Source organism: Vibrio sp. B1ASS3 (genome assembly GCF_905175355.1).
In the GTDB taxonomy this organism is placed as follows: domain Bacteria; phylum Pseudomonadota; class Gammaproteobacteria; order Enterobacterales; family Vibrionaceae; genus Vibrio; species Vibrio owensii.
This window is the reverse complement of record NZ_HG992742.1, coordinates 2,670,680-2,689,617: the sequence shown is the minus strand read 5'-3', so window position 1 is coordinate 2,689,617 and position 18,938 is coordinate 2,670,680. Positions and strand designations below refer to the sequence as shown.

Below are 18,938 nucleotides of genomic sequence, written 5' to 3'. Positions count from 1 at the left end.
TATATGTCGCCTGTTTTAGCTGAGCAGAGCGTTTACTCTTCTTCTGCTAGCATAACACCGCGTTGGGTCAGGCCGCCAAGCATCATTGGCATCGCATTGAAGATTTCTTCAAACTGCCCAAGACCTTCCATACCTTGTTCTGCAAGTGTTGCGATAGTCGTTTCTGGATCGTAAAGCATGGTTAGAGAAAGCAGAACACCACCTAGTAGAGCACTGTCTTCGCTATCTGCTGGCATTAAGTTTTCCCAATCATCACGAGTAATCTGCCAGCCTTGAAGTACACCTTCACAGAAGTCGCGAGTGTTTGCTGACACGATATCTTGATCATCCAGCTCACAACCTTCAGGCCATTGCCACGCACCTTCTAGAAGTGCAGGGCGAGTTTGGTTCCACATTTGAACGATTTCATCGATGTACTGTTCTAGTTGCTCACCATCAGAGAAAGGTGCAGTTTCTTCACCGCCCCATAGGAATGGCAGCCACTCTTGAGGATTCAACACGTTTGGCGCACACGCCATAGACGTTACAAAGCCTTGAGTTTTCGCTAGGTTTAGTAGTTTTCCATCAAGTTCTGGAAGAGAAAGGATGTCTTGTAGTTTCAAAATAGAATACCATTTGTTAACGGGCTGGTTGGTTGCGCTCATATTACCAATCAATTATTGATAAATCGATATTAGGGAATGATTCGTCTACATCTATGGAAATTCGTTCGTCACTCAGAAAAAAAAGCATTCTCGCCCTAACGCTTTATTTGTGCTTTTTCATCGCGACCATTGGTTCTGTTGTGTACCTCGTGGTCGAGCCTCCAGTGCGTGAAAAGCTCGAACGTAATCTGGATCTGCGTACCCAATTGCTTGCCTCACAGATAGAAGGGCCTCTGACGAGCTCGGTTGGACTTTTAAATAGCTTAGTGGGGTTAGGGCAGACGCCAACGCCAAGTATTTCACTTCAAGATACCATCCCACAATTACTCGCAGTCAGTGACGACATCATTGTGAGTGGTGGTTTATGGCCAAAACCGATACTTAAAGATGAACGCTGGCAATACACAAGCTTGTTTTTCAATAAGAATGAAAATGGCAGTCTTGACCAAATTCACTCCTACAATAATCCAGAATCCGGTGGCTACGATAATGAACCTTGGTATCAATCTGTAGTAAATCAGCCAGCAGGATCAGTGAGTTGGTCTGGCGTATATATTGATACCTTCACTCAGGTACAGATGATCACCGCTTCAGCGCCTTACTATAAAGATGGCGTTTTTGCTGGCGTAGCAACCGTAGACTTATCTTTAGAGGCGTTATTCCAGTTCATTCGTGAGCACACTAACCAATACTCATTGGGCGTTGTAATTCGTGATGCTGATGACCAAGTTGTTATTGAGCACAACTTCCAACTCACCAAAGACATATACATTAGCCAGTTAGGCTTTGGTGGTTTTGATTGGCGCATGGACGTGGTTAACGCGAAAGTCAAAGTCTCTGATCAAGTCTTCAATCAGGTAATGAGTGTCGAGACCGGCATCATCCCATTTTTGCTACTGTGTGTTCTGGTGGGTTACTACCTGTTAAACCGATACATCGTTGAGCCCATCGTACGTATCGCTCAGAAAGTGGATGACTCTAAAACTGGTGGCATCATCGATATTGCCTATGACAGCGAAGACGAGATTGGCCATCTGATCACCAAGTTCAACGAGAAAACCATTTACCTTGAGCGTGAGAGAGTAAAAGCCCAAGCGTCCACCAATGCGAAAACGGCTTTTCTCGCAACTTTGTCTCATGAAATTCGAACACCAATGAATGGCGTGTTGGGAACCGCCCAAATCTTGTTGAAGACCCAACTGACGGATGAACAAAGAAAGCATCTCAACACCTTGTATGATTCAGGCGATCATATGATGACGTTGCTCAATGAGATCCTTGATTATTCGAAGATCGAGCAGGGGCACATTGAGCTGGATAACACGCCTTTCCCAATTGAATCGATCCTCGGCAGTATCAACAGTGTTTATCACACTTTATGTGCTGAAAAAGGTCTGCAATTCCGCATTATTTCAAATGTGCCGGAAGGTCGTTGGTATAACAATGACAAAGCACGTTTGCGCCAAGTGTTATTTAACTTGCTCAACAACGCTGTGAAATTCACAGACCGAGGCTTTGTCGAAGTCGAGTTGGCTGAACATGTACAAAATGACAAAACCAAGCTGACCATCAGTGTGAAAGATACCGGTATCGGCATCAACCCAGACGCACAGAAGCGCATTTTCAGACCGTTTGAACAAGCAGAGTCTTCTACGACTCGACGTTTTGGCGGCACAGGCTTGGGGCTTGCGATCGTGAAGCAGATTTCTGAACACATGGGTGGAGGCATTACAGTACAAAGCCAAGAGTGCATTGGTACCAAGTTTGTTGTGGAACTAGAACTTAATCCGTGTGAAGCGGGTGTTTTGGAATCAACCAATACACATAAACTCGATTGCCAAGGATTACGCGCGCTTATCGTAGAAGATAACCGCACCAATACCATCATTATGGAGACCTTCTTACGGTCGAAAGGCTTTGTGTGTGTTTGTGTCGAGAACGGGCAGCAAGCGGTAGAGCAGGTAACGAAGCAAGAGTTCGATTTGGTCTTAATGGATAACCACATGCCAGTGCTCGACGGAGTGGGAGCCATTGCAGTGATTCGCTCTATGGATACGCCAGCAAGTTCTGTGCTGATCTTTGGTTGTACTGCCGATGTATTCAAAGAGACACAAGAGCGCATGCTTGACGTGGGGGCCAACCATATTATTGCCAAGCCTATTGTTGAATCTGAGCTTGATGATGCCTTGTACCGACACGCTTCAATGCTTTATCAGTATCAAGATAAGAAGAGTGCCGAGCAACCTAAACCGCAAAATGCAGAGGCACTCCTGCTGAACTTCTATATGGCGCTAGATGACGACAATTTGGAACAGGCAATGTCAACGCTCTCTCATATTTTTGAGAGTGTACAACCAAGTGTCTCAGACGAGCTAAATAAGGTTATCCAGCGTATTGAGGGTTACTTAAGTAAAGCGCTCGCTCCTGAACAAGAAGATATCGACAAACTGACTATGCTGCTTGCAGATCAATAACCTATTCATTTCGACAAAGTCGTGTGGGCGTTTGCCTGCACTACTTTTAGCTTCTTTCCATCTTCCCAACTCTACAAACTTTGCGTTTACTCTGAATTTACTCTCCCAAGTAGCATAAGCTGATCTTTTTGAAATTCACTTACCAGATATTCCTCTGGTTTTTTGTGTTTTTGCGCGAGCTAAGTCGTTTATTGGTAAATAAATTACGTTTTTAAACTTCATTTTAGGTCGATTTAAGGCGGTTTTTCCTGATTATGGTGAAAGCTGCTACTTTTAACCTTAAAGTTGGTTATTAATTTACAACTGATAATTAAAAACGGAATCATAAACTAAAAATGTTGTGGTCTAATAGCGCCATTGACTGCTATTTGGTTTTAAATGCAGTAAATGATTTTATAGATGTCGTTTTTATTGGTATTTGATTTTAGAGGTTGTAAATGAAGTCTCGTGGACCATTTTGTATTCGCAATGCCGCAGCGGATACCTTTGCTATGGTGGTTTTTTGTTTTATCACAGGGATGATTATCGAGATCTTGATTTCGGGGATGACGTTTGAGCAGTCTTTAGCATCACGCACATTGTCTATCCCGGTAAACATCGCGATTGCATGGCCTTACGGTATGTTCCGTGATTGGGTATTGCGCCAAGGTAACAAACTGTCACCTTCTTCGTTTATGAAGAACGTGTCTGACTTGGTGGCGTACGTATTGTTCCAATCTCCAGTCTACGCAGGCATTTTGTTTGCCGTAGGCGCGTCTACCGACCAAATCATCACGGCAGTAGCGAGTAACGCAGTTGTGTCTTGTGGTATGGGTGTACTTTACGGTTACTTCCTCGATCAGTGCCGCCGCTGGTTCCGCGTTCCTGGTTACTATCAAGAAGCATAATTGTCCCTGTTTTATGCAATTTAGCTAGATAGTGAGCAAACAAACGCAAAAGGGCGCTTTTTTTCGTGTTTAGCCTTGACCATCAGGCACATAATCATTAAATTAGCGCCTCGTTAGCCAATGATGCTAACCACAATTTGATTCGGTGAGTTGTCCGAGTGGCTGAAGGAGCACGCCTGGAAAGTGTGTATACGGCAACGTATCGAGAGTTCGAATCTCTCACTCACCGCCACATTCTAAAAGGTCTGATTTATCAGGCCTTTTTTCTTATCTGCACTAGAGCAATGCATCTCTGAAAGTACACAAAAGAGTACACATGATGCAATCAACACTCTATCGAAAAGCTAATTATTTAGTTCTTTCTAATACGGGTATCTATACCTTCCGTTGGAACCTGAGAGTCGATAACAAACACTATCAGCCCAAACTAAGTCTCAAAACTCGCAATTACTTGGAAGCAATGAAACATGCATCCGTTTTGGCTATTCAAGTCTTATCTATCAACAACCCAACCCTAGAAGACATTAAGTCAATCTACAGTGACTTCAAAGGCTCTCAGTCAAAGAAAGCTCTTTTGCTTCAGAGTATTGATATCTCTAATCATCTAACAGACCTCAGTATCAAAAGCCAAACAGAATACAGAAACTGTTGGAATAGCTTTGTTAGCTCTCTAAGCCAATCAACTACGTTAGATAGTGTCAGACAGTCACACATTGAGCAATGGAAGAAAACCCAAACTTGTAGCCTAACTACTATGAAGAAGAAGCTTAGATTACTGTCTAGTTGCTTCGGGAGAGTTGGGCATAAAGTAGAACAAGATTGGTTCAAAGTTGCAGTCGAAAAGACACCAGTTAGACCTAAGCGAGCTATAACCAAGCAAGAGCTAGGAGAGCTTTTGAGAGCCACGCAGTGCTATAAAAAGAGCAAAGATGAGTGGAAGTATTATCTTCCTCGTATAGCGGCTCTAACAGGCTGTAGGCTCAATGAAATAGCCCAGTTGAGGGTGTGTGATGTTCAATTGGGAGATGAACCAACATTGAGCATAAATGATGATCATGATGATAAAAAACTAAAAAATTCATCGAGTAAGCGAGTTTTGCCCGTTACTATTCCTTTACTGAACTTGCTAAGTGAGTTAACAACAGATAAAGGAAAAAATGAACACCTATTCACTCTGTCATACAGTAAACAGAATGGCTACGCAGGAAAGCCTAGTAAGTACTTCTCAGAGCTTCTAAAGTCATTAGATATCAAAGGTGTATCATTTCACTCTCTACGTCACTATGTGGTTACAGAGCTTTTTAATGCAGGAGTGAAAGAGGAGCTGATAGGTTCACTGATGGGGCATAGTGTAGGTAAGTTAACTACAGGTAAAATTTATTTGTCTGGTTTTTCTTATGACAACAAACTCAAGGCTTTAGATATGATTTCTGTAGGTTTTTTCTGATTCTTTGAAGGCTTATTGCTAGAAACTAACTACGGGATATCATGCTCGCGTATGTTCAAATCAGAGAGTGCTTATCGCGGAGGTTTAAAGGTCTGACGCAAGCTAAGGAAATGTAATGATTGGAAATTGGATAATTCTTGGTTGCATTGTTGTTTGTGTGTGCATAGTGCGTAAGAGATCTATGGGGGGGGAACGAAAAGGCAGTAATAACACCTTTCTTACTATATCTGACTATGACGCAGAGCAGCTTAGAAAAAAAGAGGTGGAGACTGCTGGGTCATTTAGACAACGTGAGAGTGGCAAAAGCACTGAAGCTCCAGAAGATGCCCAGAAACATTTGTTTGATAACTATACTATGAATAAGAATGAAGACTTCGATTTCATAATCGAGAAGAAGGTTACCAATACCGTAGGTGCCGAGGTTTATCGGGATGTAAAGAGATTAATAAAGCTCTTCTTTAAAGGGATTATTGCGATAGTTGTGATTTTTATCGTGTACATTAGTTATAGCGACTTTGTGCACGAAAAGCAGCGAAAAGCAGCACAGCTTGAACTCGATAAGCAAAGAGCGGTAGAAGCCCAGCAACGGAAACAAGCTGAGTTAGCTAGAAGGATAGATTTACCAATAGCATGGAATGGTAGTGATAAGTGGCGTCAAGGAATGAGAAGCTGGGGGAACTCTGGTTTCGTTTTCACTTCAAACCAGTTCATCCTGAATATTGATTCTAAACGTCTCTCTAAAGAACAAATAGCACGCATTCAAGGTAAGAAAGTCTCATGTTATATGGACTTATTGGTGGGAGATTATAGAGAAGGTATTGCAGGCGATTTTGGTTACAGCTTGGATGATGTTGATGAATCAGATCCTATTCATTTTACATCGTCTAAAGAGGGCTATGTCTCTAACGATATGTTTTTGTATGTGGACTTAGATATCATTGATGCAGATAAGAAAGCTCGTAACTTTGATTCATGGGATTTGAAGTGTGGAGACTTAGTCTCAAAAGTGGAGTATAACAAAAAGGGTAATTGATACGGATACATGTATGGATAGAGGATTTGTCCGTTTACTATGCATATCCACTGAGAGGATAAGGATTCACTGAAAGGGGGGGGGCTATCTATTAATTTATTCTTTTTCTTTCAGTGTTTTGCATAGCTATAGGAAAAGAAAAGCCCCTAAGATAAGGGGCAGTTCAAGAAAAGGGAAATTAGTTAGCCATAGGAATCTATGATAATTCTTTTTCCCCTTCTAGCTCCTTACTCAATTCTTGTTCTGCTAACCAATTAGTCCAATCTTCACCATACTGCTCTAGCCAATTTCTTCTAGTTCTAGGAGTAATACCCATAGCTTCACATGCATTTTTAGCTGTTTCTCCACCTTCAATCATTTGATGAATAATGAACAGTGTACTAAAGTCACGTTTCTGCTTTTCTGCACCTTTTATTGCTTTACGACTAGCTTTGTCAGTTAGACGTTGGGCTATCTCTTCAGTGCTTGCTTGAGTAGGGACTCTTTGGAAACTAGAGGAAGTATTGATAGAGGCACTAGGCATCATGCATTGAACGTATTCAGCATGAGCCATATCAGGCACTACAATCTTACAACTAGGCTGAGCTTGTTCTCGCGTTAGACTTCCATTTTCATCTCGATTTAAGTTACGAAATGAGATGCGACTAACGAACTGATATGCAGCGTCATAGCTTGTTTGTTTAAGATATGAATCCACCAGCAATTGTGGGCTGATGTTGATATCTTTAGCCAAACGTTTAATAGCTGCTTCATGTTCGGGAGCTGGTCTAAGATGAGCCATGAACGCCACTTCATTGAGGTGACTATAACTATTTAAACCATGAGCCATTGGTGGAAGTTCAATAGCGTTAGACTGGTTTATAGCGTTAGTGTGCTTGTTCTTGCAGTAGATAAACTGCTTATCTTTGAACAAGTCACTTACCCAACAATTAAACAATTGGTGTACATCAAATTCTTCAGAGCAATCTTTAATCGCTTTACTAGCCTGAGAGCTTGCAAAATAACTACTGAAAGACGAAGACTGTTCTTTACTACTATTCATCAGGAAAGGCAGTATCTCAACATTTGATGTATTTGGGTGAGTTGTAGGTAGATTCAAGTGTGATAGAACGTGCTCAGTAGTAATTGAGCAGCCCAATACTTGCAATAACTCTCCTACAAATAATCCCTCAAGGTTAGCTGAAAGAAGCCATACTGTGTCTAATTGGCGTAACTTGGAGATGAATTCCAATCCATCAAAGAACTCAAAAAGCCTCCAATCTTTGGTTGTACTCACATACAAGCCGTTGGAGCTATGAATCCCTCCCATTAGTATTTTTCCAGCTTTGACACTGTCACTGTTTAGGTCACCATTGAAGAGTAGGTCATAGGCAAATTGCTTTGCTTTATCCCTTGTTTCTTCTTTCACTACAACTTTCTGAAACCCCTCAAAAGGTGAATCTAAGTAGTCAATGTAAGGTGTCAGACCTAGCACTGATTCGTCTTGCAATGAAACCTTAAGGCGCTGATAGTTGCCGATTAGATTTGGAATCTCGTCAATGATGATAGTGCACTGGCGTAGCGCACTAAGTGGCAACATTGAAAGAGCTGTATGGCTTATAAACAAGATTTGAGTTGTTAAAGAGCTTGTGCTTTCAATCGCTTGCAACACCTCACGCTGAACACTGGAACAGTTATCAGAAGAAACTAACCTCGCATCGTGGTCAGGGTACTTTTCCGTGTATCTATTCAACGTCACTTCAGATAGTTTATTCGTCAAACTTGCCCGCAAGATGGTACTTGTTTCAGAGTTCTTAATTTGTTCGATATTGTTGATGAGTTGTTCAGTTTTACCCGTACCGCACACCCCGGAAAGATGATAAATCATGCTTTACTCCGTAATTTAGAAGTTAAATTAGGAGATGGACAAATCCTTTAGTCCTTTACGTTGACCTTTTAACATCTCTTTCAGTGCTTAAAAAGCTTGGTGAATCTGACATGAGTCGGAAGGGATGTAAAGCCGTCATAAGTCATTATGATGTGAAAATTTCTCTTGTATGAGAGTACACAATGAAGTACAAATTACTCACACCGCATTGTATCAGTGCAGATAAGTCATTGACCTATATACGGCACATCGCCGTTAGGTGATGGTGAAAGCGTAGCTTTACGTATCGAGAGTTCGAATCTCTCACTCACCGCCACATTCTAAAGCCCCAGCAGAAATGCTGGGGCTTTTTCGTTTCTGAGTTTCTTCTACCCTGATGCCTTTACAAATACTTCATTACTTCGTCTGCGTTTCTAAGTACGATTTGCTGGCCGCGTGGATTAGACTTTTGTGTATGAATATCAATATTGTAGGCGTCGAGTACATATCTAACCAAAGATGCATTGGTTGGGATTGTTAAAACGCCATCGTTCATTGCATAGTCTTTTTCGATAACGGCTTTCTGCTTTTCACTAAACCGCTGGTCTGCTACCAATTCAACATTAACACTCTGGTTCCATAAAGGGTCACCGTGCTTCTTGAAGCTGGCACTATCATTTAGATCAGGTATCCCTTGAATGCGGCTCAATACGAAATCTCGATAGTCTCCGGCATGCTCACAATAGGCTCTTACATGCCAACGTATAGGTGTACACACTAGAGTGTGGGGAGAGATTATTCTCTCAACTTCTTCGCCATCCTTTAAAGGTGTGTAGCAAATATCGACACGTTTCTTTTCTCTGATAGCTCGAACTAAAGGACGCAAGACTTGTGGTGATATGTTGCGAGTAACAGGGCGGACCATGGCAACATTTTCAAAACCCATATCCAGTTCATTAAAGGTCACAGCCATGTCTTCACTGCGCGCTAGAATATGAAGGTATTCATCGGCATGTCCACTGGTTAGCTCTGGAGCAAAGCTGTCACTTGGCTTGTAGCCTTTTAATTGCTTGTCATAAACGAGGTTGCCAGGAGCAATATCTGCTAGATAGGTGTTGATGTCTTTTGAAGCTTGCTGTCTACCAATACCAAAACTTTTAATCAAGTGATTGGTTGTCAATCTGCCTTCCCACTGTGCGATAACTTCTATCATGCGATAGCGAAATAGTAGATCCCAGCGTATTGGCCATTTATACATAGTTTGATTCCTGTCTAATTATGCTACGTGTATATGTACTCAGTATTTACCTGTAGTCAATGACACCATAGTATAAATAGGGTTATTTATCGTCAAGAAAAGTAAGAGGTTTACTTGCTTGTGCAACCAGTACTGAATGAAGTTGGGAAAGAGGCCGCCACTCTCGAAACACCGTCGAATAGCCAAAGAACAAGATTTGGAGACATCAGCCGTACTAACCGGACAGCATCGCTGATGCGTGTGTTTACACAAGCAGTAGCTAGCGCGCAGTCTGGACTTTCTCATCTAGAAGAAGGTAAGTTCCGTCGGTTTGGTGAGTTGGATTTACAATGGTTGTCTTTTGCTCAGTTGGATTTTGTCGCGGAGCAAACAGAATTCAGTGCTGGTATTGAGCGAGACCGGGTGGTGAGTGGTGTATTACCCCAGGCCCGAGAACAAGCGAAAGCTCTTGGTTGCTTTGGTGAACTTGGTGATGAGGGTCTTAAAAGAGGACTAGAGTTATTATTTGATTCCCTATGTAACCGTGGCGAGCGCTACAAAGCTTTTAAAGTCCCTATGTGGGACGCTGAATTACAGCGCTTTATAACTCGTAAATTTTGGTTACTGAAGACAGTGGCAATAGATGGAGAGCGTACAGAGCTTGGTAATGGGTTATTTGAGCTTACTGATGAAGCTTACATGTTGTTATTTGGCCTGATGGAGCAGGACGCATTAGATCTAGCACGAATTAACGTGCTACGTATGGAAATGTTGCTATCACGAGGAGCGTTCGGAGAAGCTGTATCGCTTGCCGATAACAATGCACGACAGGCACAACGACTGACCTCAGAGATCCGTACATTACGCAGACAGATTATTCGTTCAATATCTAGTGTGGCGATTGAACGTGTTGAGTATCTTGGTAGTGAAGGGATCTATCAGGTGGATAAACTACAAAATGATCTTGGCTCCCTGGGAACTCTTGTTCGAAAATACCTTGATACACTCACTGATACCAACCAGTTGCGTCAGCTTTCAATGCTTAAAGAGAAATTGGATGCTCAAAGGAAGGCAACTATCAATCTTCAGACACAAATCATGGACTTGCCTGATACATTCCGTCAACAACAGCATAAGCTATTTCGTCGTCGAGCACACATGGAAGGGCGGCGGTTACCTCCACTGGAACAAGCGATTAAACCACTCGCAATATTGCCGTTCGCAGATATCAACAGAGTCGCAGATGAATTTCTTGCTCGGTTCTCTTATCCAGTTGCTGTTGAGCTGTTCGACCCTGGTTCGCTATTACAGCAGTTTAATCGAGTCTTAGAGCGTAATGAGCGAAGTGAGATAGATACCATAGTAGAGGATGAGGAAGTTGAACTATTAGAGGAGTTTGTTAGCCAACTGACTCCTCAGATGGTGGCATCAGTGCGGCAATGGATGCGCGTAGTGATACCTGCTGAAGGGGCATTACTTTCTACCTTAATTGAAAGAGCACTTGTCGAACACGACTCGGATACGGCTGTTGCTGTACAGGGAATCGCTATTGTCTCTTTAGACCCTCAGAATGATGAAGAGATGTCAGTTTTATTTCGTTTCCGAGCAAGCCCGACAGCAGAACGCTATAGCATAGTCTTGGGCGATGGTCGCCGTGCTCACGGCCATGATTTACATCTCTCAGTACAACTTAACTTCAAGGATCAGACTCAATGAACGATGTGCGTGATGCAATGCGCCTGATTTATCTAACTCAGGCTGGAAGTCAGCTAAAAGGCAAGAAAGGCCGGATGATTATGCGTAGTAACGTTGATGAGTACCGTAAATTGATGCAGCGTTACCATGGCGAAGAAGGGTTTCGTCACCTTGTTGGACAAATGATTGAAGCTGCGGATATGCAACTTCTTAATGCTAATAGTGAACGACTCCAAATTTCCTCTGCTAGTGCTGATGCTATGTGGGCAACCACCGCTTCAGATTATAAGCTGCGCTTGGGAAAAGCGGACATACCTACATCCCGTTTACTGATAATCCACTTGGCGATCGCAATGGTTTTTTTTCCTGAAGCTGAAGACCTTGAAGCTGAGCCGGAAGATCTTGGAGTGCTAACGGTGAGTGACACTCTGCGAGAGTTAGAAAAATTTGCCAAAGCAGCAGAAGCCTTGGAGGTTGATGACGAACTCTTGAACCAGCAGGAGCTAAATGCTCTAACCGACTTTGCAGAACTACCACCACTGCGCCCAGACAGTAGTGAGAAGAACGCAGACAGTTGGGTAGGACTCATCAATCGCGTGATAGATCATATGGTTGATAGTCATTATCTCATCCCGCCACGTAAAGTGGAGGAGGGCAGCGAGCCTGAATATTGGATGACTCGCGCCTACCAGCATTCATTTAAGGAAGGGGCGAAATACCTGTTTGATAGATTCAGGATCCTCAAGCAAGAGCTTGATAGCCAGGATGAGATAGACGAAATCCTGTCCAGTAATAACGAGGAGGCCTAATCATGTGGAAAGTGAGTCAAATCTACCTAAGTGACTTTCGTGCTGGTAGTAATTTTATGGATGATGGGCTGATCAAGGTCCTTGATGATAATGGTGAATCGCGTGATTGTCTGATTTTTTCACCTAACGGTACCTTTAAGACGTCATTACTATCGATAGCGCTCTCCCAACTTTCGCCAAGTAAAGATCGCTTTATTCAAACATTGCAATCTTCGTCAAAGAAGATCGAAGACTATGTTATTCGTCAGCGACCAGCGTTGGTCATGACCAAATTTGTCGCGCCTTCTGGTCAGGAAAGCTTATTTGGAGAAATAGGTGGGGATAGTTTAGTCGTCGGTCAACTATTCTTCTTACGCCCTTCCTCTGCTTCAAACCAGAAGGAAGAATTGGAACGCTTATTCTTCATCAGTCGAGATAGCAATACCTTTGAACAGATTCGTAATCTATTCCTCTCTTTACGTGCTGAACGTACTGGTTGGGAGCAACTTAAAAAAGAAATCCCCGCATTCGCTGAAGTAGAGTACGTTCAACGTAACTGGCTCAGTATGCTTGATTCTGCTGGCCTCGATCCTTTTCTTGTGGATAAGCAAGTAGAGATGTGTAAGCAAGAGGGTGGAATTGCTAATACGTTAGAGTTCAAAGATGAAAAGGCATTTATGAGCTTTTTTCTAAATGCAACCATGGATATTGAGCGTTCTTCGAACCTCCACGGCAATGTACTGAAGGGAATGGATAAACACCGCAATATCCCTCAACGCATGGAAGAGCTCAAGGCAGCGAATCAACTCAAGGAAATTTTAATTTCGTTTGAACAGACTGCAAATAAATGGCGTGGATTGGAGGTTAAACGTCAAACTCTCACAATTCAGATGGGTGAAGCTGCATACATGTTGAGTTCTGCCTTGCCAATGGCAGATAAAGCTAAGCTAAAAGTTCGCGAAATGGCCGATGAGGTGGACGCTAAGCGTCGTGAGGCTAATGTTAATCAGCACATAGCGATGGCAGATAAGGCATTGATTAGTCAAGAGAGTATGCGTCGGCAAGGTGAAGTGTTAAAGCGGGACAAACGCAATTATGAGCATCAGGGCAAGGAAGCACAAAGTGAGCAAGTCGCTCTTAAAGGAGGAGGGCTATTGAGCGTAGTGGGTGAGAAACGCCAGTCACTTAATACAACAGAGCAAGCATTCAAAGCGGCTAGTGAAGAGCTAGAGCCAATGCGGTTACACTTAAATGGTACTCAGGCTGCTTATCATTCACGTTTGATTTTTGAAAAAACGGTGCTTGAGAAAACTAAGATCGATAAGGATAAAGAGTTCGAAGAAGCGGTTAAGTCCAAAGAAGCCACCAACTCCCAGTTGGACACGGAACGAAAAGTACTGAGTGACTTGCAACAAACTAAAACACGCTACACGTCTAATATAGATCAGGCAGAGAATGCTCACCGTATGCTTTCACTTGAAGACGGCGAAAGCCCAGCAGAGGGAGAAGCTCGTCTACAAGTAGAAGTGCAGCAACGAGATGAGCACATTAATGCACTGGTTAAGCGTCGGAGTCTCGATAAGTCACAAGCCGACAAGTTAGAAACTACTATTGCCTCTGAGCGAACGAGTCTTGAGAAAGTCCAATTTGCAGCAGAAAGCATTTCTAAATGGTTAGATGAAGAGCTGGAAGCACGTAAAGCTGTACTTGCCAATGAACGCTTAACGGTAATAGCAGGTGTTGTTGACTTCAACCCATATACCAGTGAGTTAGCATCTGCTGTTAGTGACGCTTTAGCGCGCCAAGACGCTCGAGCAGATTTGGCTCGTACTACTGTAGTAAAGCTTAAGGAAGAAATGGACCAGCTTGAGGCATCTAAGACCTTAAGTGAAGATCCATTGACAGCCAGTTTATTAGAATATTTTATAGACGAGGGTATTTCAGACTCAAAATTGCGTTCATTCAATGAATATCTGGATTCGCGTTTTGACGGCGACGTAGACACGATCGCTTTACTTATGAGTGATGATCCAGCTCGTTTTGGTGGATTGATGGCAGTGGATCAGGAGACTTTAGAGCAAGTGGCAAAGCTTGAAGTTCCTGACTGGCTGGTTCGTCCGGTTGTCGTATCCCTAGGAGATAGCCTTGATACCGACAAAAACGCACACATGGTCATCGAGCCGAAGGACTTGACAGTTTATAGTCCTCGCGCTCTTGAGCGGAAAAAAGAAGAATTATCAAAGGCTCTGAAGCGTGCCAAGCATAGTGAATGTGAGATTAAAAAGAGTCTTAAGGAGCTGCGTGAGGCTGATTTACTTCGAGCTCAGTTATTGCAACGCTTCCTTGGCTACGAACATATTGAAGCGCAAGTACAGGAGAGACAAACCTTACAAAAAGAGGTTACTGCCAGAAAACAAAGTCTTGAACTCTTTGTCTCAGAACTTGAGGAAAAGCGTACCGCTATTGAAGGAAGTGTGGAAAAGGAGCGAGAGCTCATAGAGCTTAAGGCCGAAACTACAACAAAGTTAAATCAGGTTACAACTTGGTTGGAGCAGTATGCTGAGCTTGCTCATTGGCGTGAAGAGTTAGGCAGAATTTCTACCAATCTATTAGTGAAAGATCAACATATTAAGCATCTAGAGAAAGAGTATCAAACACTTGAAGATAAGACTCTGACTTTGACGCGAGAGAGTCAGGCTTGTACTAGCCAGTTAGAATCCTTAATGGACAATGTTCAGGTTCCTCCTCCCTCAGATGGGACACTACCACCAGAGACTCCTTCCAACAGTCTATCATTGTTACAGAAAGCATATTACGAAGCAGATCGAGCGCTTAATCAGGCAGCAACGAAGAATGGAATTGGGGCGTTAGAAGATAAACTGCGCACAGTACGTGGGGAGCTGGCAAGCGCAACACAAGAGTGGGAAGACTACAAAGAAGAACGCCTGCCTGATATGAATCGTGTGGATCACTGGCTGACGGTGACTGACCTTGAACGTTCCCGAGCTAAGGAGGCGCTAGATCGCCAGTTAATCGATCTTGGTGTTTCAATTAACTCTGTGGCCAATAAGCTGGAGTCTAACGAACGAGAACTAGAAGAGTCTATCGAGCGCCTAAAAAATTACTGTAACAAGAAAAAGATCAGACCAAGTTTGGATGCACAAGAGCTTGGTGAAGAAAATATCGAAGTACTTATGGATCAAGCTCGTGAACGTCATGTTCGTGCTGAGAGTGAGTTTAAACGTCTCGAAGAACGAGCCTTCACTCTGCGTCGTGATATGGGTGAGGTGCAAGAGTGGTATTCAAAATTGACTTTGGCATCAGCACGGGTTGGTAATCAAGAACCAATAGCACCTCAAGATGGTGGTTCTTTGGACTGGCCATTACTGACTGTTGGACAGCTTCAGGACAGAGTGGTTGCTAGCGCTAAGTTTGATGAAATAGTGGAGGAAATCAAGCAGCAACTTGACTCAACGGATAAACGTTTTGATAGGGAGCGCCGCAAACTAAACAATGGTTTCGATACAGTTAAGCGGCAGATTGAAAATAAAGCTATTGCTGATATGTTGTTCGACCTGGTTCAGAAGCTACTCAACACTGATGCGGGAACATTCGCTTATCAGACAAGTGATTTCATCGAGAGTTGTGAAAGTGTCATTCGAAACTTAAAAATGGATATCGCTGCTATGGATCGCCATGTATCGGGATTGGTTAATAGCCTGCTTGATCATGCCAGTGACTGTTATCAAGTGCTTACTTCAGCCAGCAATGCTTTAGTCCCAGAGAGCATATTGGTATACGGTGGTCACAGAATCCTTCAAGTAAAAGCTCGCCTAGATTTTGTTAAGTACGGCGAGGCTTACCAGGAAGCGATGAGGAACTGGTTTTTTGAGGTTGTAGAAAAAAAAGCACTGCCACAGGCGAATACTAAAAAAGGAGATGAGTTAGGAGCCACATTGCTTTATAGGTTGCTAAGTTGTACTGGTAAACGTACTCGCACTGGATTCGATATTGGACTCCTAAAGATGGCAGGTCAATCTGGGGAATATGTCTCGATTAGCGAAGACCTATCATCAGGTGGTGAACGATTGACATCTGCAACGATGCTTTATTCAGTCATCTCACATGTTCGTTCGCGTCAGCGGCAACATATTGCTGATGGGAACAGTGTGGGCTTCCTTTTTATGGATAATCCGCTCAGTAAGGCTTCAAAAGCCTCTTTTGTACAGGCGCAGTTACATACCTGTCAGGCGTTTGGGATTCAGCCCATTTTTGTTACTGGGGTGGGTGATATAGCGGCACTTGAGCAGTTTAGTAACCGCATCGTGATCACTAAGGCTGATGGTCGAGATGGACGAGCAAAAAGTCTAAAGATAAATGGTGAAGTTTTAAACCGAGTGGTAATTTCTGAAGAGTTGCTTACCAAGGAGGTCGCGTGAAAACACTGGGTGATCTGATTTTTGAAACTATAGCTGCGAGCCCGGAACCGAAAATAAAAATGGCTGGATTGCGAAAGGTAGCCCGCGAGCGATATCCACAAGTTGATGTGGATGAGCGAGACTCCTTGTTGTTCCATGCTCTAGAAGAACTTGCAACTAATCAATTTATTCGCATTCCCGCACGCCGTGCTCCTAAAGCATGGATTGCAGAGGATAAGTTGCCATGTTGGATTAATCGTTGCGATAAGACTAAAGCTGATGTTGAGAAGCATTGTGAGCCAACCCTTTCAAGGAAAGACAGTTCTTGGACTGAGGGACTAACTCTAAAAGAAATACGTGCTCAAGCTCCATGGGTAGGAAAGATGTTGAAAATTGGTCCCTCTTTGCGTCTTTCTGAAGAAACTCTGCACAAGGCATTGATAATTAATGATTATATGCGAGAAAGCCCTTTTAACACTACCATGTTGCCGGTCAACGAACGTTCACTGCAACTTTTTGGGTATGAAAAGGCTTTGAAGAATGTACACAAAGTAGGATTATTTGGAGGGAGAATTACTCTAGAGGACCTTGATTGTTACCGTGTTCCTGAGCCGCTACAAGGAGTACGTTGGCCAAATAAACCTGTGAACGCACCAATTCTCATAGTGGAAAATAGTACGACGTTCTACTCTGCTTGGAAAGCGAATAGCATGTATCCCATGTATTCAGCTATCGTGTTTGGCAGAGGAAAAATGCTTAAAGGGGCTGAACTGGCGACAGACTCGTTAGAAGAAATACGAGAGGAAAGTGCCAAACGAAGCAATGTTACTCAGCTACCAGAGATCCACTATTTTGGTGACCTTGATCCCGAAGGTGTTGAGATACCTATCAGTGTTAACCGTTTACGTGAGAAACACGGGCTTGAGCCTATACTCCCAGCCAATCTGCTTTATCAACGTCTCCTGAGCTTTCCAGATCAAGAGCCGGAGCATGATTGGCCAAAAGGCCTCTTTCGAAATGAGCTTTTAGAGTGGTTCGGAGAGCCTATGGCTAGTAGTGTGCTTGATACGTTTGATCGACATCGACGATGGGCTCAAGAGTGGATTTCGCGAGTAATTTTTAAAGAGATTTTTGCATCTGGTAGTGAGCATTAACTCTTATCTTAAGGTTGTAGGTAATTTCTCGGTATTTCACTTATTCCATTTTTGATTTAGCAGAATGTGAGGCTTGCTTATTCCGCAGATTTGGGCGCTGATTTCAATAGGCCGGAATACGTATAAAATAAGAATACTAATGAAAAATAATTTTGTCGATGACTCATGTTCTGATATATGACATCATTTTTGTATATGTTCGGAAGTGAGATAATAACAGATGAAACAAAAGCTTACCAAGGAGTTAGCCTACAAGGGGTTGCAAGATTTTTTACGGATACGCCGTTTGTCATGTTTGCGACAGGAACATCATGTGCCGTGGATCTTGGCTTTGGTATGCCCGCCCTCGAAAAGCATTTGAGAAGCTCTATTCCTACGTATAGCCTCGACGGTAAGCAATTAGCTGAGTGGGGCAGAGTTCTTGAGTTACTTGCTGATTCTAGTGACTTTGAGGCATCAATGAATAGTATTACGGATTCAGCTTTGCTTAACTACGTTGTTAACGAAACCGCCACTATTGTTGCATCAGTACAGAATGATAATGCTGAAAAGATCTTATCGAATGCTGATAGCTGGACAGCAAATGAGATTATATCGCGTTTAGTCAGAAAGCTTCCACAGAGCAGCCCTGTGCTTCATATGGCTACTCCAAACTATGATCTATTAGCAGAAATTGCTATGTCTGCGAGTAAAGTGCCATACACCACCGGCTTTTGGGGCGGTGTGATTAAGTCTCTTGATTGGAAACAGTCTCAGCGCCAGTTGACTTATCCTGAGTTAGTTCAAACGGGACGTGCTAAAAAGCAGCCTATTACACGTCGTATGAATCATGTGAAGTTATACAAGGTACACGGCTCATTAAATGTATTTTGTAAAGACAGAGAAGTTGTCGAATGTGATTTGTGGCAACAGCCCCCTCAAGGTTATGAAAGGTTATTGATTACACCTGGTACAGCTAAGCATGAAAAGCTTCATGATTATCGAGATGTTTTGCTTAGTGAGTACGATGATGCAGTTCGTGCACACAATAGATTTCTGTTCTTGGGTTTCGGATTCAATGACACACAGCTCGTTAATAATGCGATAACAGATAAACTGGTTAAGGATCAATCTGACGGGCTCATTATTACTCGTGATTCGAATTCACGCATTGAAGAGCTGCTTTCTGGGACAAAAAACACTTGGTTGGTTTGTAAGTCTGAGAAAGACGATTCTACCCGTATTTACAATAATCAGTTTGATGACTGGTTATACATTGAAGATAAAGAGCTGTGGCGTTTTGACCACTTCGCGAAAGAAATAATGGGACGTTAGT

General features: G+C 42.9%; 12 protein-coding genes and 1 tRNA gene. 10 read left to right on the top strand and 3 right to left on the bottom strand.

Annotated elements, in window-relative coordinates:
* Positions 1–32: 32 nt before the first annotated feature.
* On the bottom strand, positions 33–644 hold the full coding sequence (locus KJB05_RS12210) for a YecA family protein (protein WP_208443947.1): 612 nt from the start codon (positions 642–644) through the stop codon (positions 33–35).
* A 53-nt stretch (positions 645–697) separates the two neighbouring features.
* On the opposite strand from KJB05_RS12210, the gene KJB05_RS12205 reads away from it, so the two are divergent.
* From KJB05_RS12205 to KJB05_RS12185, 5 genes are all read left to right on the top strand, one after another.
* Positions 698–3,118 (top strand): hybrid sensor histidine kinase/response regulator, encoded by a 2,421-nt coding sequence (locus KJB05_RS12205; RefSeq protein WP_208443948.1) that lies wholly within the window; start codon positions 698–700, stop codon positions 3,116–3,118.
* A gap of 437 nt (positions 3,119–3,555) precedes the next feature.
* Complete coding sequence (locus KJB05_RS12200; RefSeq protein WP_010646956.1) at positions 3,556–4,005, top strand: L-alanine exporter AlaE; 450 nt, start codon at positions 3,556–3,558, stop codon at positions 4,003–4,005.
* Positions 4,006–4,149: 144 nt separating this feature from the next.
* Positions 4,150–4,237 (top strand) — tRNA-Ser (locus KJB05_RS12195).
* Positions 4,238–4,321: 84 nt separating this feature from the next.
* On the top strand, positions 4,322–5,452 hold the full coding sequence (locus tag KJB05_RS12190; RefSeq protein ID WP_150334358.1) for a site-specific integrase: 1,131 nt from the start codon (positions 4,322–4,324) through the stop codon (positions 5,450–5,452).
* Positions 5,453–5,567: 115 nt separating this feature from the next.
* On the top strand, positions 5,568–6,485 hold the full coding sequence (locus KJB05_RS12185; RefSeq protein ID WP_150334357.1) for a hypothetical protein: 918 nt from the start codon (positions 5,568–5,570) through the stop codon (positions 6,483–6,485).
* Positions 6,486–6,681: 196 nt separating this feature from the next.
* Here KJB05_RS12185 and KJB05_RS12180 read toward each other — a convergent pair whose 3' ends face one another.
* Both KJB05_RS12180 and KJB05_RS12175 read right to left on the bottom strand, forming a co-directional pair.
* Positions 6,682–8,352 carry a hypothetical protein gene (locus KJB05_RS12180; RefSeq protein ID WP_208443949.1) on the bottom strand — a complete coding sequence of 557 codons (1,671 nt, stop codon included), beginning with the start codon at positions 8,350–8,352 and terminating at the stop codon, positions 6,682–6,684.
* A 382-nt stretch (positions 8,353–8,734) separates the two neighbouring features.
* Entirely contained in the window at positions 8,735–9,589 is an 855-nt protein-coding gene (locus tag KJB05_RS12175; protein ID WP_208443950.1) for a WYL domain-containing protein, read from the bottom strand.
* Between the two features lie 120 nt (positions 9,590–9,709).
* On the opposite strand from KJB05_RS12175, the gene KJB05_RS12170 reads away from it, so the two are divergent.
* The 5 genes from KJB05_RS12170 to KJB05_RS12150 all read left to right on the top strand — a co-directional run bounded on the left by KJB05_RS12170 (position 9,710) and on the right by KJB05_RS12150 (position 18,937).
* Positions 9,710–11,284, top strand: coding sequence for a hypothetical protein (locus KJB05_RS12170; protein WP_208443951.1), 1,575 nt, complete (start codon positions 9,710–9,712; stop codon positions 11,282–11,284).
* Positions 11,281–12,072, top strand: coding sequence for a hypothetical protein (locus KJB05_RS12165; protein WP_208443952.1), 792 nt, complete (start codon positions 11,281–11,283; stop codon positions 12,070–12,072). The genes KJB05_RS12170 and KJB05_RS12165 overlap by 4 nt, the downstream gene beginning before the upstream one ends.
* A gap of 2 nt (positions 12,073–12,074) precedes the next feature.
* Positions 12,075–16,490 (top strand): hypothetical protein, encoded by a 4,416-nt coding sequence (locus KJB05_RS12160; RefSeq protein ID WP_208443953.1) that lies wholly within the window; start codon positions 12,075–12,077, stop codon positions 16,488–16,490.
* Positions 16,487–17,623: a hypothetical protein gene (locus tag KJB05_RS12155; protein ID WP_208443954.1), complete on the top strand. Its 1,137-nt coding sequence runs from the start codon at positions 16,487–16,489 to the stop codon at positions 17,621–17,623. Before KJB05_RS12160 ends, KJB05_RS12155 begins: the two co-directional genes overlap by 4 nt.
* Positions 17,624–17,800: 177 nt before the next feature.
* Positions 17,801–18,937, top strand: coding sequence for an SIR2 family protein (locus tag KJB05_RS12150; protein ID WP_208443955.1), 1,137 nt, complete (start codon positions 17,801–17,803; stop codon positions 18,935–18,937).
* Position 18,938: the final 1 nt, after the last annotated feature.

Bases quoted from the DNA above. Each gene is read 5' to 3' on its own strand.
- KJB05_RS12200 (WP_010646956.1), top strand. From the start codon at position 3,556: ATGAAGTCTCGTGGACCATTTTGTATTCGCAATGCCGCAGCGGATACC.
- KJB05_RS12185 (WP_150334357.1), top strand. From the start codon at position 5,568: ATGATTGGAAATTGGATAATTCTTGGTTGCATTGTTGTTTGTGTGTGC.
- KJB05_RS12190 (WP_150334358.1), top strand. From the start codon at position 4,322: ATGATGCAATCAACACTCTATCGAAAAGCTAATTATTTAGTTCTTTCT.
- KJB05_RS12150 (WP_208443955.1), top strand. From the start codon at position 17,801: ATGACATCATTTTTGTATATGTTCGGAAGTGAGATAATAACAGATGAA.
- KJB05_RS12210 (WP_208443947.1), bottom strand. From the start codon at position 644: ATGAGCGCAACCAACCAGCCCGTTAACAAATGGTATTCTATTTTGAAA.
- KJB05_RS12180 (WP_208443949.1), bottom strand. From the start codon at position 8,352: ATGATTTATCATCTTTCCGGGGTGTGCGGTACGGGTAAAACTGAACAA.
- KJB05_RS12175 (WP_208443950.1), bottom strand. From the start codon at position 9,589: ATGTATAAATGGCCAATACGCTGGGATCTACTATTTCGCTATCGCATG.
- KJB05_RS12205 (WP_208443948.1), top strand. From the start codon at position 698: ATGGAAATTCGTTCGTCACTCAGAAAAAAAAGCATTCTCGCCCTAACG.
- KJB05_RS12165 (WP_208443952.1), top strand. From the start codon at position 11,281: ATGAACGATGTGCGTGATGCAATGCGCCTGATTTATCTAACTCAGGCT.
- KJB05_RS12160 (WP_208443953.1), top strand. From the start codon at position 12,075: ATGTGGAAAGTGAGTCAAATCTACCTAAGTGACTTTCGTGCTGGTAGT.